Source organism: Halomonas sp. Mc5H-6 (assembly GCF_024124705.1).
GTDB lineage: Bacteria > Pseudomonadota > Gammaproteobacteria > Pseudomonadales > Halomonadaceae > Vreelandella > Vreelandella subterranea.
In genome coordinates, this window is sequence record NZ_JAMXSI010000007.1 from 69,787 (window position 1) to 83,170 (window position 13,384).

17 protein-coding genes are annotated in these 13,384 nt (G+C 56.3%); 5 read left to right on the forward strand and 12 right to left on the reverse strand.

Going from position 1 to position 13,384, the window contains the following annotated elements:
• Positions 1-42 precede the first annotated feature (42 nt).
• The gene (locus tag NH395_RS11445) at positions 43-1,125 is read left to right on the forward strand and encodes an ABC transporter ATP-binding protein (protein ID WP_253024925.1); all 1,083 of its coding nucleotides are present in this window, start codon (positions 43-45) and stop codon (positions 1,123-1,125) included.
• Positions 1,118-1,972, forward strand: a complete 855-nt coding sequence (locus tag NH395_RS11450; protein WP_253024927.1) for a phosphodiesterase — start codon at positions 1,118-1,120, stop codon at positions 1,970-1,972. The genes NH395_RS11445 and NH395_RS11450 overlap by 8 nt, the downstream gene beginning before the upstream one ends.
• On the opposite strand, the gene NH395_RS11455 is transcribed toward NH395_RS11450, so the two are convergent.
• Positions 1,969-2,826, reverse strand: coding sequence for a methylated-DNA--[protein]-cysteine S-methyltransferase (locus NH395_RS11455; protein ID WP_253024929.1), 858 nt, complete (start codon positions 2,824-2,826; stop codon positions 1,969-1,971). The genes NH395_RS11450 and NH395_RS11455 overlap by 4 nt on opposite strands.
• A gap of 156 nt (positions 2,827-2,982) precedes the next feature.
• Here NH395_RS11455 and NH395_RS11460 point away from each other — a divergent pair, with 156 nt between their 5' ends.
• Positions 2,983-3,903 carry a glutaminase gene (locus tag NH395_RS11460; RefSeq protein WP_253024931.1) on the forward strand — a complete coding sequence of 307 codons (921 nt, stop codon included), beginning with the start codon at positions 2,983-2,985 and terminating at the stop codon, positions 3,901-3,903.
• Positions 3,904-3,929: 26 nt separating this feature from the next.
• Here NH395_RS11460 and NH395_RS11465 read toward each other — a convergent pair whose 3' ends face one another.
• Positions 3,930-4,625 carry an aspartate/glutamate racemase family protein gene (locus NH395_RS11465; RefSeq protein WP_253024933.1) on the reverse strand — a complete coding sequence of 232 codons (696 nt, stop codon included), beginning with the start codon at positions 4,623-4,625 and terminating at the stop codon, positions 3,930-3,932.
• 150 nt (positions 4,626-4,775) lie between these two features.
• Here NH395_RS11465 and NH395_RS11470 point away from each other — a divergent pair, with 150 nt between their 5' ends.
• Positions 4,776-5,378, forward strand: a complete 603-nt coding sequence (locus tag NH395_RS11470; RefSeq protein WP_253024935.1) for a LysE family translocator — start codon at positions 4,776-4,778, stop codon at positions 5,376-5,378.
• Here NH395_RS11470 and NH395_RS11475 read toward each other — a convergent pair.
• Entirely contained in the window at positions 5,364-6,197 is an 834-nt protein-coding gene (locus NH395_RS11475) for an AraC family transcriptional regulator (protein WP_253024936.1), read from the reverse strand. The genes NH395_RS11470 and NH395_RS11475 overlap by 15 nt on opposite strands.
• 180 nt (positions 6,198-6,377) lie before the next feature.
• On the opposite strand from NH395_RS11475, the gene NH395_RS11480 reads away from it, so the two are divergent.
• The gene (locus tag NH395_RS11480; protein WP_253024937.1) at positions 6,378-7,202 is read left to right on the forward strand and encodes a DUF1206 domain-containing protein; all 825 of its coding nucleotides are present in this window, start codon (positions 6,378-6,380) and stop codon (positions 7,200-7,202) included.
• A gap of 15 nt (positions 7,203-7,217) precedes the next feature.
• Here the strand turns inward: NH395_RS11480 and NH395_RS11485 are convergent, their stop codons facing one another.
• The 9 genes from NH395_RS11485 to NH395_RS11520 all read right to left on the reverse strand — a co-directional run bounded on the left by NH395_RS11485 (position 7,218) and on the right by NH395_RS11520 (position 13,239).
• Positions 7,218-8,006, reverse strand: coding sequence for a slipin family protein (locus tag NH395_RS11485; RefSeq protein WP_253024938.1), 789 nt, complete (start codon positions 8,004-8,006; stop codon positions 7,218-7,220).
• Positions 8,007-8,055: 49 nt separating this feature from the next.
• Complete coding sequence (locus tag NH395_RS11490) at positions 8,056-9,453, reverse strand: nodulation protein NfeD (RefSeq protein ID WP_253024939.1); 1,398 nt, start codon at positions 9,451-9,453, stop codon at positions 8,056-8,058.
• Between the two features lie 307 nt (positions 9,454-9,760).
• Positions 9,761-10,177 (reverse strand): DUF4019 domain-containing protein, encoded by a 417-nt coding sequence (locus NH395_RS11495; protein WP_253024940.1) that lies wholly within the window; start codon positions 10,175-10,177, stop codon positions 9,761-9,763.
• Between the two features lie 194 nt (positions 10,178-10,371).
• Complete coding sequence (locus NH395_RS11500) at positions 10,372-10,857, reverse strand: DUF1456 family protein (protein WP_092828664.1); 486 nt, start codon at positions 10,855-10,857, stop codon at positions 10,372-10,374.
• The gene (locus NH395_RS11505) at positions 10,847-11,290 is read right to left on the reverse strand and encodes a tetratricopeptide repeat protein (RefSeq protein ID WP_253024941.1); all 444 of its coding nucleotides are present in this window, start codon (positions 11,288-11,290) and stop codon (positions 10,847-10,849) included. The genes NH395_RS11500 and NH395_RS11505 overlap by 11 nt, the downstream gene beginning before the upstream one ends.
• Positions 11,291-11,388: 98 nt before the next feature.
• On the reverse strand, positions 11,389-11,628 hold the full coding sequence (locus NH395_RS18475; RefSeq protein ID WP_366065734.1) for a type II toxin-antitoxin system RelE/ParE family toxin: 240 nt from the start codon (positions 11,626-11,628) through the stop codon (positions 11,389-11,391).
• Entirely contained in the window at positions 11,615-11,848 is a 234-nt protein-coding gene (locus NH395_RS11510) for a CopG family transcriptional regulator (protein WP_146875068.1), read from the reverse strand. Before NH395_RS11510 ends, NH395_RS18475 begins: the two co-directional genes overlap by 14 nt.
• 159 nt (positions 11,849-12,007) lie before the next feature.
• Positions 12,008-12,751: a carbon-nitrogen hydrolase family protein gene (locus NH395_RS11515; RefSeq protein WP_253024943.1), complete on the reverse strand. Its 744-nt coding sequence runs from the start codon at positions 12,749-12,751 to the stop codon at positions 12,008-12,010.
• Positions 12,752-12,843: 92 nt separating this feature from the next.
• The gene (locus NH395_RS11520; RefSeq protein WP_253024954.1) at positions 12,844-13,239 is read right to left on the reverse strand and encodes a GFA family protein; all 396 of its coding nucleotides are present in this window, start codon (positions 13,237-13,239) and stop codon (positions 12,844-12,846) included.
• Positions 13,240-13,384: the final 145 nt, after the last annotated feature.

Genomic DNA, 13,384 nt, shown 5'->3' on the forward strand with positions numbered 1-13,384 from the left:
GCTTACTGAAAGACACCAGACTGTTTTAGTTGAGAATCCATTATGAGTTCATCTGTCAGCATTACCCTAAACCAGTGCAGCCGCACCTTTGCGGGTGGCACGACCGCGCTACAGCCGCTTGATCTACAGGTTAACGCGGGCGAAACCCTGGTACTGCTGGGCCCTTCCGGCTGCGGCAAAACCACCACCCTGCGCATTATCAGCGGCCTGGAGAGCCCCGACAAAGGTGGGCAGGTGCTGTTTGGCGAGCGCGATGTCACCGCCCTGCCGATTGAGAAGCGCGATGTAGGAATGGTGTTTCAAAACTATGCGCTGTTTCCCAATATGAGCGTTGCCGACAACATTGCCTACGGGCTAAAAATACAGCGCTTGCCGCGGGCAGAGATTGCCCAACGGCTTGACGAAGTGATGCGCATGGTCGACTTGCAGGGCTTTGGTGAGCGGCGTATCGACGCCCTCTCCGGCGGGCAAAAACAGCGCGTCGCCCTCGCCCGTGCGGTTGCCGTGCGGCCCAAGGTACTGCTGTTTGACGAGCCATTGGCAGCCCTTGATGCCAAACTGCGTGACCGCCTGCGCATCGAGATTGGCCAGTTGCTGCGTGAGTTGGGCACCACGGCCGTCTACGTCACCCACGACCAGAATGAGGCAATGGCCTTAGGTGATCGTATTGCAGTGATGCAAGCCGGCCGTATTGCCCAACTAGGCACGCCTCAAGAGATTTACCACCAGCCAGCCAATGCCTTTGTGGCCGATTTTATTGGCGCGGTTAACTGCCTGGACGTGATCGGCAGCCGAGAAGAGGGAAGGTTGATGGTACATGGTGGCGAACTCTCTGCCTCTCACTTGCAGGGCGTACCCACGGTCTACTGTCGGCCAGAAGATATTCAGGTAGTGCCCCTTGACCAAGCCGATATAAAAGGCACGGTAGTGCAAAGCATTTTCCTGGGCCAAAGCCAACGCCTGATGGTCGATACCGGCAATGCCTCACCACTCCAGATTGAGGCCCCCTCCCGCCAGCGCTGGCCAAACGGTAGCGCGATTGGTTTGGCACTCCCCTCCCACGTGGTTTTTCACCCGGATAAGCCCACTGCCCCAATTGATGCTAAGGAGGCGGTCAATGGCTGACATTCAGAAAGGTCCTCATACCCAGCCATGCCTTATCGCCCAGATTAGCGATCCGCACATAAAGGCAGGCGGCAAGCTCTCCTATCGCCAAGTGGATACTGCTAATGCTTTACGCAAAGCGATCAGCAAGCTCGATCAGCTTGCGCCGCGGCCCGACCTGGTGCTGATTAGCGGCGACCTGGTTGATTTTGGCCATCCCGAGGAGTATGCCACCTTTAAGCAGCTCCTGGCTGAGTTAACGCTGCCCGTGTATCTGATTCCCGGCAATCACGACGACCGCCAACATCTGCGTAATGCATTCCCGGCGCATCGCTACCTGTTTCAGCACCGCGACTACTTGCAGTGGGTCGTGGATGACTACCCGGTACGCATCATAGGGCTCGACTCATTGGTACCGGGTAACCCCCATGGGGAGCTAAGCGATGAGAGCCTTCAGTGGCTGGATACAACGCTGGTGGAGCAGCCCGATAAACCGACGCTGGTCATGGTGCATCACCACCCGTTCGTGAGTGGCATCGACCATATGGATCGCCAGCCGCTCAAACGGCCAGAGGCGCTAGCCGACGTCATTGGCAAGCACCCCCAGGTCGAGCGCGTGCTCTGCGGGCACCTGCACCGTTCGATTCAGGCGCGCTTTGCCAACACCCTGGCGATGAGCTGCCCCGGGGTTTCCCATCAGGTTAGCCTGGATCTCACCCCAGACGGCCCCGCCCACTTCCAGCTTGAGCCTCCCGGTTACCTGCTGCACCAGTGGTCGGCAGCTAACGGCATGGTGACTCACCAAGGGTTTATCGACCCCTACCCCGGCCCTTTCCCGTTTTATGATGCCAACGGGTTAATTGATTAAGGCGTGGCCATGGGAGAAAGCGATTCGTTGTTGACCGTTGCCAACTCCCAGGCTTGCACCATCTGCTTCTTCGCGAGGCCCCAGCGGTAGCCACCTAGCGCACCGCTTTGTTGGATTACCCGGTGACAGGGTATCCATAGCGCGATGGGGTTGGCACCCACCGCATTGCCTACCGCCCGCGACGACTTGGGCGTGCCCAGCGCCTGGGCGATATGCGAGTAGCTGGCCAGTTGGCCTTCGGGAATGGTCAGCAGCGCCCGCCATACGGCGATTTGGAAGTTGGTGCCGGTCACATGCAGCGACAAAGTGGCAGAGGCATCGCCTGACCTGTTGAAAAGCGCCTCCACCGCAAAACGCGTGGCGTCAGGATCGTGATGAAGCGTGGAAAGCGGCCACTCTTTGGCAAGCCGGGTCAATAACTCGTCGGCACTGGTGGCATCCACAAACCCCATGCGGCAGATACCCCGCGGCGTGACCGCCACGAACAGGCTGCCCAGCGGCGTGGCATGAACGCCGTAAGCAATCTCGACGCCCTGCCCCTGGCGCTTGTGCTCCCCTGGAGTGACCGCGTCCAGCTGCACAAAGTGATCATAAAGCCGCGAGCCACCGCTAAGCCCCAGCGTATGGGCGATATCCAGCAGTGAGCTAGAGGATGCCATCAACTGCTTGCCGCGCTCCAGGGTCAGCGCCTGCAAAAAACGCTTGGGGCTGATCCCGACATAACGGCAGAACAATCGCTGAAAGTGAAAGGCGCTCAAATGAACGTGAGCGGCCACCGCTTCCAGCTTGGGCTGCGCGGCCGCATGGGCCACCATGTAATCCATGGCTTTCTCGATACGCTCATAGTCGTTCATTGTCGTCTCTCACATCGTCGTATTAACCGTTACCTTCACAGCCTATGCGCTCAAAGGCGAGTTGCCGACCCGAATCTTGCTGACTGCAATAGCAGACAGTGCCCGGATTTTTCGCTAGGGTTATTGCCCGCCTCAACTGACGGTCACGATACGCCCATGCAAGCCTTGATCGACGACATTGCCGCCACCATGGCGAGCGCAGAGGAACGTGGCAAAGTAGCGGACTATATCCCCGAGCTCGGCCACGTTGACCCAAAACAGTTTGCCATTTCCCTGGCCACCGTGGATGGTAAGGTGTGCTCGGCGGGCTGCGCGACCACGCCCTTCTCCATCCAGAGTATCTCCAAGGTATTCACGCTGACCATTGCGCTTGGGCAAGTGGGGGATTCGCTGTGGTCGAAAGTGGGCCGCGAGCCATCGGGCGATCCGTTCAACTCCATCGTTCAGTTGGAGCATGAAAGCGGCAAGCCGCGTAATCCGTTCATCAATGCCGGGGCCATTGCGGTGGTCGATGCGATCATGATGGGCCACGAACCCAAAGAGACCCTGGGTGAGATTCTCAGCTTTGTGCGCTATATCGCCGATGACGACAGCATCTACTTCGACCATGCGGTGGCCGCCTCAGAGATGGCCCATCGTGACCGCAACGCCTCACTGGCGCATTTCATGAAAGCCTTTGGGCACCTACGCCACGATGTCGATAAAGTGCTGGGCACCTACTTCCACCAGTGCGCCATTGCCATGAGCTGTGAACAGCTCGCTCACGCCGGGCTGTTTTTGGCTTCCGATGGCATCAATAAACCCAGCGGCATTCGGGTGGTGGCTTCCCAGCGGGCCCGACGAATCAACTCGTTGATGATGATGTGCGGCCACTACGACGCCTCCGGCGAATTTGCCTTTCGTGTCGGCTTACCGGCTAAAAGCGGCGTGGGCGGCGGCATACTGGCGATCGCGCCGGGCCACGGGGCGATCGCCGTCTGGTCACCGGGGCTCGATGCCTACGGCAACAGCCTGCTAGGCACCCAGGCGCTCGAAATGTTTGTCCAGAAAACTGGCTGGTCGGTGTTTGGCCATTAACGGCAAGCGTTCAGGCGGCCACGCCATCACCCAACGCCCAACGCCCAGGCCACCGCACGCTGGGCGTGGATCTCGGTGGTGTCAAAAAGCGCGACCGGGGTATCGCTCTGGTTAATCAGCAAACCAATCTCGGTGCAGCCTAGAATCACGCCCTGCGCGCCCCGCGCTGAAAGCGTCGCCACCACGTCCAGATAAGCCTCTTTCGAGGCGGGGTTGATCGTCCCCCGGCAGAGCTCCTGATAGATCACGCGATGAATCACCTCACGTTGCTCGGGCTCAGGCACGATAACTTCGATCCCCCGCGCCTCCAGTCGCTGCCGGTAGAAGGGCTGCTCCATGGTGAACTGGGTACCTAGCAGGCCAACGCGGTCTATCCCCTGCTGGGCCAGAATATCGGCGGTTGCCTCGGCAATATGCAAAAGCGGTAGGCCTGATGCTGCCTCCACCTCGGCAGCTACTTTATGCATGGTATTCGTGCCGATCACCAGAAAATCCGCCCCAGCTGCCGCCACCGAGCAGGCCGCATTCGTCAGGATGTCCGCCATCGCCTCCCAGTCGCCCTGGCGTTGAAGCGTTTCGATCTCGGCAAAATCCACGCTATAGAGCACTATTTTCGCCGAATGAAAGCCCCCCAGTTGCTCCGCAACACCTTGATTGAGCATACGGTAATAGGTCTGCGTGGATTCCCAGCTCATGCCTCCGAGCAAGCCGATGGTTTTCATAACCCTTTGCCTCCTTTCGATAAATTCAAAGCGCCCTTGCCAGCTTTAAAGATACTTAACATTAGCTAAAAAGCTATTCGTAGATCAATTTTGTGCAATCTACTTGCCACACGCCACTGCACACTCCTTGCACGACCAAGGAGGATGACAATGAACGCTTCACTACTGCCCCTGCTTCTACCCATGTCCGCATTTGCCCTTGCCGCGTCCATTTCGCCAGGGCCGGTCAATATCGTTTGCTTGAGCAGCGGCACCTACTACCCCATTAGCCAGGGCCTTGTCTTTGTAACGGGCGCCACACTAGGTTTCATCGCCCTGTTTTTGGGGATTGGCGCCGGCCTTTACTCGCTGCTGCAAGTGGTGCCGCTACTGGAAGATATTTTACGCTGGGCGGGTATCCTGTTTTTGCTTTATCTCAGTTATCAACTTTTTCAGCACGATGGACGCCTGCACGAGCAAGGCGCCGAGAAAGCGCCAGGGTTTATGTCGGGCGCGATGATGCAGTGGCTTAATCCCAAGGCATGGCTGGCGTCTGCTGCTGGTATTGGTGCCTACACCAGCGGTGACGCCCCCTACCAGCTTTGGCTGTTCGCGGGGCTCTACCTGCCTATTTGCTGGCTATCGCTTGCCAGTTGGGTATACGCAGGCGCTTTTCTCAAACGCTATGTTCACCGCCCTACCATCCTGCTAACGGTTAACCGCGTGTTGGCGGCATGTTTGGCCGCCAGTGCTATCTATTTATTGATTGAGTAGCGGGTAGCGGTACTGGTTGGGTGTTGCTGCCACCAGCCGCTTAAAGGTTCGCTGAAAGTGGGGTTGGTCGTTAAAGCCAGCGTTCAACGCCGCCTCAACAATAGGTTGCCCTTGCTTTAATGCCTCTTGCCCCATCTGGATGCGTTGATTAATCAAGTAGGCATGGGGCGTTAGCCCGTAATGCTGTTTGAACGCGCGGATTAAATGCCCCGCACTGTAGCCGGACTGCTGGCATAAGCTTTCAAGCGAAATGTCTGCGGTGCAATTATTACGTAAATAGACGGCAACCTGCTCTAGCGTGCTGGACGCTTCCGGCAATGCCGCAGGAGGCGCTTGGGCAAGCGCCTGCATAAGGCTAGACAGGTAGTCAGTTAGTACTGCTTGCTTATCGTCAATCGCTTGCCGGTCATCCAGCAGGCAGGACGCCATATCGCAATACGCTGCATAAAGCTCGGGTTGGGTAAGCACAGCGGTGGCAATGTCTTGCCAGTCAGGCGTATCCAGCAGCCCCAACTGATAGCGCAAGTTACTCAGCCAGGTGGTATCGACGTAGAGCATCAGATACGCCCAGGGCTGATTCTCGATGGGGTTACAGGCATGTACCCAATGCGGGTTCATCATCACCAGATCCCCCGCGCTAATTTGATAGGTCGTATCGCGGTAACGAAAGGTGCTTCTGCCTGCGGTAACGGCACCCAGCGACCAGTGCACGTGACTGTGAGGCGCATAGCAGACTTGCCGCGCATCACTGATCTTACGCAACTCTACATGGGGCATGCGCTGACCGCGCCAGAAAAGCGGAGAAGACGATGGACTCATGCACTACTCAAACAATTCAAATAATGGAAAAAGGAAAAGACAGGCCCGCCCCGCTCAACTCGTCAGCAGGGCTTGCTTCGCCTAAGCTGGACAATAGCACGGCGCAGACACAGTATAGTCCCCGCTCATTCAAGTTGCTTATGGATAATTGGCAACAGCCTTATTGGTCAGGAGGACACCATGGCAAGCTCTACGCCCGCACCCGACCACCGCGATGCCATCAGCGCATTCGCCCGTTTGGGCTATGCATCCCGCGGCGTGGTTTACGTTTTGGTGGGGGGATTGGCGGCGCTCACCGCCATAGATCAGGGCGGCCAGGCGGAAGGCAGCCGTGGCGCGCTGGAAGCCGTGCTGGGGGCGCCGTTCGGCAAGGTGATGCTGGGCATTATCGCCGTGGGGCTGCTTGGGTACGCCATGTGGCGCTGCATACAGGCCTTCAAGGACCCCGACCACCACGGCACCAGCGCCAAAGGGCTGGTGATTCGCGCAGGCTTGTTCGTCAGTGCGGTTACCCACACCTTGCTGGCATTTTTTGCCGCCCGCCTTGTCTTCCGCTTTCTTTCGTCCGGTTCTTCGGGTGGCTCAAGCGGTGGCTCGGAAGGCATGGCCACTTGGCTGATGCAGCAACCCTTTGGCCGCTGGTTGGTGGCTGCCGTCGGCATCGCCATCATCGGTGCGGGGATCGCCCATGCCGTCAAAGGCTACAAGGCCAAGTTTGACAAGCACTTCACCATGCCCTCGCGCACCCAAGCCTGGGCCTACCCGATATGCCGCTTTGGCCTGGTGGTTCGCGGGCTCGTCTTTGTGATCGTGGGTAGCTTGTTCATGGTCGCCGCCTACCAGTTCGACCCCAACGAAGCTGGCGGCACGGCGGAAGCGTTTAACACCTTGCGGGGCCAGGCCTTCGGGCAATGGCTGTTTGGGTTTGTCGCCATTGGCCTGCTGGCGTTTGGGTGCTATAGCGTGCTTACCGCCATTTACCGCCACGTTGACCCTTCGTTATAGCCCTATCAGGAGCGTTTAAGCGTCGTCTTTTGGCGTACCCGATGCGGGCGGCATGTGCTTGGCTTTCATGTCCTTGAAGGCTTCCATGATGTCCATGGGCAGCGGGAAGACGATCGTCGACGCGTTCTTGTTGCTCATGTCGCTCATGGTCTGCAGGTAGCGTAGCTGCAGCGCAGCAGAGTTTTCCTGCATCACGTTGGCCGCCTCGACCAGTTTCTTGGAAGCCTGCAGCTCACCCTCAGCGTGGATGACCTTGGCGCGACGTTCACGCTCCGCCTCGGCCTGGCGGGCAATGGCGCGGATCATGCTCTCGTCCAGATCCACGTGCTTGATCTCGACGTTCGCCACCTTGATACCCCAGGAGTCTGTCTGAGCATCAATGATTTCCTGGATGTCGTCGTTGAGCTTGTCGCGCTCGGAAAGCATTTCATCCAGGTCATGCTTACCCAATACCGAACGCAGCGTGGTTTGCGCCAGCTGGCTGGTCGCCTGGGTGAAGTTCTCCACCTGAATAATCGCCTTTTCAGGGTCGATCACACGAAAGTAAAGCACGGCGTTGACCTTCACCGTGACGTTGTCCTGGGAGATCACATCCTGCTCGGGCACGTCCATGGTGATGACACGCAGATCGACCACCTGCATCTTTTGAATGGCCGGGATCACGATAACCAGACCAGGCCCTTTTACCTTCTGATAACGGCCCAGAAAGAACACCACGCCACGTTTATATTCCGGCAGAATGCGAATGGAGGCGGCTATCAGCAACACCACCAGGACAACGGGCACTAAGTAAGATAGCAACATGGGACACCTCGTCTAGCGATTGATGTGTAACGCACTGGCGGCCAGGCGCTTACGGGGGTGATACGTAGACCGTCAAGCCCTCAAGGCGCTCCACTTTCACCTCGTCGCCCTGCTTGATCGGCACGTTACTCACCGCGTTCCAGCGCTCGCCGTGCAGTCGCACGTGGCCGCGCGTGTCAAAATCTTCCAGGGCAATAGCACTTGCGCCAATCAGCTGCTCCATCCCTGTGTGGGCCGGGCGCTTGCGCAGCGTTGCGAAGCGGGTCAGCGTCCATAGCATCAGCCCGCCGGACACCAGCGCCACACCGCCAATCAGTGGCAGCGAAATGGCGAGGTACTCGGCATCCATCAGCATGATCGACCCCAGCACAAAGGCAATAATCCCGCCCACTCCCAGTACACCAAAGCTGGGCATTAACGCCTCGCCCACCATCAGCGCCAATCCCACGATGATAAGCGCCAGGCCCGCATAATTGATCGGCAGCATCTGAAAGGCAAAGAGCGCCAACAACAGCGAAATAACCCCGATAGTGCCAGGAAACAGGCTGCCAGGGCTTGAAAGTTCGAAGATCAGCCCGTAAAAGCCGATGATCAGCAGGAAGTAGGCAATATTGGGGTTAGTAATCAGCGAAAGCAGCTCTGTGCGCCAATCCGGATCGAAGCGCTCGATGGCGAGGTCGGCTGTCTCAAGCGTCCGATCACCACCTTCCATGACCACCGTCGTACCGTCTATTTGTGAAAGTAAATCGTTCAGATCCTGCGCAATCACGTCGATGACGTTCTGCTCCAATGCCTCACTGGCGGTGAGGTTGACCGCCTCGCGCACCGCCGCTTCGGCCCAATCGGCGTTCCGGTCGTGACGCTCGGCCAGGCTGCGGATAAAGCTCACCGCGTCCTCCATGACCTTGCGCTCCATGGCGCTGCTCTCGCCTCCAGATGCGCTTTCACTTTCTCTTTCACTCTCGCCTTCCGATTGACCTTCGACTTTGTCATCCGCTTCATCAGCGCTGCCGGGAAAGCCGGAACCGCCCATCTGCACCGGCGTGGCAGACCCCAGATGGGTCGCAGGCGCCATGGCGGCGACGTGGCTGCCATACAGCAGATAAGTGCCCGCACTGGCCGCCCGGGCGCCGCTGGGGGAGACATACATCGCCACGGGAATATCGGTATTCAGCATTTCACGGATCATGTCGCGGGTCGTGTCGACCAGGCCACCTGGCGTATCCAGTTCAACGACAATCACCTCGCTGTTCTGCTCACGGGCCTTGCGCAGCCCGCGCTCAAGATAATCCTTGGTGGCGGGTCCAATGGCCCCTTCAATGTTCATGACCAGGGCATTACGCGAAGAGGTCTGCGCCGTGGCCTGCCAGGCGAAAGACAGCGCCAGCATCAACAAACCTGCCAGCGATAACCACAGCCAAGGGGATTTGTAAGAAAGGCTTCGCATATCAGCTCTCCCCGCGCCTCGCGTCCTGAAACCATTGCCTAGCTGCCTGGGTCAGCAGCCATCATATAAGCATGCCCACCACCGGAATCATCATATACAAAACTTACACCCTGCATATTTTCTGAACAAGTAATGTCGCCACATCGATATACTTTCAACATAGCACTTATGGTGGGTTGGGTAATGAGGCGAAGCGTAAACTTCCTTAGCGGGAAAAATTGACTCGATTTAGCGCCAACCTGGCATTTTTATCCTTATCGGGAAATAACGCTGATTCGCCAGGCATGCAGCGCTGGTAGCGGGCAAATCAGGGCGCTTCCACGTAATAGCTGCTAACCCGCCAGGTGCCGTTTTCAAGGTGAGGGGTAACGGTCTCGAGCCGACGCCCGCTGTTCTCGAAGCCGGTTTGGAAGGTAAAGACGATATAGTCGCCGCTCGGCGCACCCGGCATGGACGTCTGGTGGCTGGTACGAATGCGCTTGCGCGAGGCCACCTCGCCAAAGTCCCGGCGTACAAGCTCAATGGTGCGCGCCAACATACCTTGTGAAAGCGGCGCTTTTAAGATCGGCGACGAGGTCTCCCAGGCTTGTTCATAATTACCGTTATCGATCGCTTTCAACCAGGCAAGCGCAGCGGCCTCCGCCTCATTGGCAGTATGGGCCATTACATGCGCACTGAAAGACAGCAGTACGGCCGTGATAATAAAGCGCAATATGTTGGGCATGGCGGGCTCTCATGACGTTGGGTGACGGTCGTGCATGTTCGTCGTATAGAGAGTTATCGGAAATAGACGGAGTTTCTTTAGCGCGCATCTTTACAAGGGCAGCGCCGCCAGGGCTTGAGGCAAACAGAGCAAAGCGGAGTGCCCCGCCTTCTTACCTTTACTAAGGCGGGGCACTGCTGGCGTGAAGGCTTCTTTCAGACTTCGGGACTAGCGTCTTCAGAACTGGGCCGCAACTGGCGCTGAATGCCGAGCAGGAAATTGCGCAGCATCTGATCCTTGCACTCACGGTAATTCTTGTGGCTTGGCTTGCGGAAAAAGGCGCTGAGTTCATGATGGCTCAACGGCAGCCCGACCAACTCAAAAACTTCCAGCACATCATCCGCTTTCATGTTCAGCGCAATGCGCAGTTTCTGGAACACCATATTATTGTTCAGTTGCGCTTCCGGCTCGGGCTGAGGTCCCTCGCGCTTGCCACGCTTGAAACTGATAAACCCGTTCAAGAACGCCGCAAGCTCCTTGTTCTTCATCGTGACAAAGGCATCATCCTCATCCTTTTTCAGCCAGGCGGCGACCTGCTCGCGGGTCACGCTGACCTCTGCCAGGGCGAAAATATCCACGATGGTGCTGTCTTTTAAATCGAAGGTGTAGCGGATGCGGCGAAAAATATCGTTATTGGTCAAAATGGGGTTCCTGGCCGGTAGTTAGTTTTTTAAGAAGTTCATCGATGTCGGCTTTCAGCTCGTCATCTTCAATGCCCTGCGCGCTGGTTTTGGCCTGTCGCAAACTGGCGATAGCCGCGTCGGTCTGGCCTGCCTCAGCTTGCAACATCGCCATGGAAAAACCAATGGAAGCCCGATGGTCGTTGGAATCAATGGCGTTGGCCTTTTCCAGGGCCTTTTCGTAGCCCGCCAGCGCGTCTTCCAGCTCTTCGGTAAAGTCTGCCAGGGTTTCCCATTGTTCCGGATGGTCTTTATCGGTGCTCTCGTTATCAACGCAAATTGCCCGCAACTCGGCATACAGCGCATCAAATGTTTCTCTGTCATCCTTGGTGGCAGCCTTCATCAACTTTTCCGCCAATTCGTAAACCGCCTTGTATATCTTGGTGTTGATCACTGATTATTACCTTTTTATAAAAGAACCACTTAATAGTAAAAAACTATGAATATTAAGTTAAATTTAAAATAGAGTTAGCTGTGCTGATAGTCATGTTTTCAATGCCCCACCTTCACAACCGTGACGACAAGCAATTCATCTACCACTTCATATATGATGCGGTATACCCCTTGTCGAATCCGGTAACGTTCTTGCCCTGAAAGCTTTTCACTGCCAACGGGACGAGGATTATATGGCAGTTCCTCTATACGCTGCAGAATACGGGCAACATCCTTATTGGGGATTGACCGAAAATCCTTCGAGACAGATTTTTTGAATACCAGCTTATAACTTGCCATGAGCCTTCAAATCGTCCAGCAATGCTTCGTAGCTCATGGTGGGCTCAGAAACTCGTTCTTCAAATGCCGCCAAGTCTTCCTGATCCTCAGCCAGTGCCGCACGAACAGCATCGTTGACGATATCTGACAGTGAACGATGCGTATGCGCGGCCTTTAGGCGCAGGGCAGCATGTAGCTGCGGGTCGAAATAAACCGTAGAACGCTTAGATGTCTCGCTCATGGCACTCTCCGAATGAGGTAACGTCTTGACATTATGACGTCACAACGTCATAGCGTCAAAATCACCCGGCAGTGCAACCAAAAAGCGTAGTTTTGGGGAACCGCCTGCAGCGTCATTAAACTGTGAACACAGCCCGGCCGCATCACTTCCTGACCTTGGCTAAAGCGTCATATTAGCAAGTTGCTCCACACTAGCGCGCCCGTTACAGGTGTCTAGTACAACCAGTCCTTCTGAGCCTGCATCCATTTGCGCAAGCAGTTCTCCACGCACGTTCCAAGCGGCCGACTGGCCTACACTGATAAAATCATCGCTCGGCCCGACACAATTTGCCATGATCACACTCATATGATGTTGGCGCGCGACAGCGGGATAATGCGCCATGGCCTTGTACAGACCACCTGCGGGTTTGGCAACGCTGGCCAAGTAAAACTCGGCGGATAAGGCAGCCACCTCATCAGCATGGCTCATTTGAAGCGACTCGTAACAGATAGCCGGAGCCAGTTTGCAGCCGTCCCTCTCGAATAAAAGTTGTTCATAGCCTGGCACAAAATAGGAGTGCTCATCGGGGTGCAACTGTTGTTTAGAATAAATGAAGCGTGCCTTACCCGGCGTGAACCACACCATGCCAATCTGCACACCCTCATCAACGGCAATCGGCATACCAACACCGATAAGCAGGTTGTGTTGATCACTCCATACCTGGAACACATCAAGCCGGTGATCGTTTATATCGACAGTCAGTGAATCAGCAAGGCGCGGCTCAAACCCCGTTAGCGAAAGCTCAGGGAAGAATACGACATCTGCTCGCTGCGCAACGGCAAGCTCGATGAGTTCAAGATGGTTCGCTCGATTACGCGCAAAATCACCCGCGATGGGTCGAAGCTGAGCAGCACACACCTTCATAATTGAACTCCTATCGGCGTCAGCATCTGTATTCCATGCTTGCTAAAGCATTTCGCAGCCCAGGACTCACTGCAATGCCATCTTGGCCGAGACTACTGATCAGCTTCATGATTGATACCGTCACTGACGGGAAGGTCAGGTAAGTCATGCGGGTTAACGCCTTCCAAACACCCTACATTGAATCCGTATATATCGGGATTTGAGCGTGTTTGGTGGTGCGTGTAGATGCCGCAGTTGGAACAGAAGTAGTGCTTTGCGACCCCCGAATTGAACTGATAGAGCCTTAGCTGATCAGCGCCGCTGACAACACACAGACCACTCAATGGCACATAGGCCATCACCGCGCCTTTGCGCCTACACATTGAGCAATTACACCTTTTGGGGTCGACAAGGCCGTCAGGCAGATCAAGCTCAAGTACCACCATGCCGCAGTGGCACGTCGCCTTATGCTGGGGCTGTATTTCTACACCGCCGACTTGTTTAAACATTGCATGTTCCCTTTGAGCTGTAGCTGACGTCCTGTTGACCGGCTTTTTAGGGCCACTGAATCGGGATAGCATAGCTAAATAAACACTCGCGGAGGCAAAACGAACGGCGGCTCTCGCGCTATACTGCACCACTTTTTATTATCGA

Excerpts from the sequence above, each read along its gene's own strand:
- NH395_RS11445 (WP_253024925.1), top strand. The coding sequence starts at position 43 with ATGAGTTCATCTGTCAGCATTACCCTAAACCAGTGCAGCCGCACCTTT.
- NH395_RS11450 (WP_253024927.1), top strand. The coding sequence starts at position 1,118 with ATGGCTGACATTCAGAAAGGTCCTCATACCCAGCCATGCCTTATCGCC.
- NH395_RS11455 (WP_253024929.1), bottom strand. The coding sequence starts at position 2,826 with ATGAACGACTATGAGCGTATCGAGAAAGCCATGGATTACATGGTGGCC.
- NH395_RS11460 (WP_253024931.1), top strand. The coding sequence starts at position 2,983 with ATGCAAGCCTTGATCGACGACATTGCCGCCACCATGGCGAGCGCAGAG.
- NH395_RS11465 (WP_253024933.1), bottom strand. The coding sequence starts at position 4,625 with ATGAAAACCATCGGCTTGCTCGGAGGCATGAGCTGGGAATCCACGCAG.
- NH395_RS11470 (WP_253024935.1), top strand. The coding sequence starts at position 4,776 with ATGAACGCTTCACTACTGCCCCTGCTTCTACCCATGTCCGCATTTGCC.
- NH395_RS11475 (WP_253024936.1), bottom strand. The coding sequence starts at position 6,197 with ATGAGTCCATCGTCTTCTCCGCTTTTCTGGCGCGGTCAGCGCATGCCC.
- NH395_RS11480 (WP_253024937.1), top strand. The coding sequence starts at position 6,378 with ATGGCAAGCTCTACGCCCGCACCCGACCACCGCGATGCCATCAGCGCA.
- NH395_RS11485 (WP_253024938.1), bottom strand. The coding sequence starts at position 8,006 with ATGTTGCTATCTTACTTAGTGCCCGTTGTCCTGGTGGTGTTGCTGATA.
- NH395_RS11490 (WP_253024939.1), bottom strand. The coding sequence starts at position 9,453 with ATGCGAAGCCTTTCTTACAAATCCCCTTGGCTGTGGTTATCGCTGGCA.
- NH395_RS11495 (WP_253024940.1), bottom strand. The coding sequence starts at position 10,177 with ATGCCCAACATATTGCGCTTTATTATCACGGCCGTACTGCTGTCTTTC.
- NH395_RS18475 (WP_366065734.1), bottom strand. The coding sequence starts at position 11,628 with ATGGCAAGTTATAAGCTGGTATTCAAAAAATCTGTCTCGAAGGATTTT.
- NH395_RS11510 (WP_146875068.1), bottom strand. The coding sequence starts at position 11,848 with ATGAGCGAGACATCTAAGCGTTCTACGGTTTATTTCGACCCGCAGCTA.
- NH395_RS11515 (WP_253024943.1), bottom strand. The coding sequence starts at position 12,751 with ATGAAGGTGTGTGCTGCTCAGCTTCGACCCATCGCGGGTGATTTTGCG.
- NH395_RS11520 (WP_253024954.1), bottom strand. The coding sequence starts at position 13,239 with ATGTTTAAACAAGTCGGCGGTGTAGAAATACAGCCCCAGCATAAGGCG.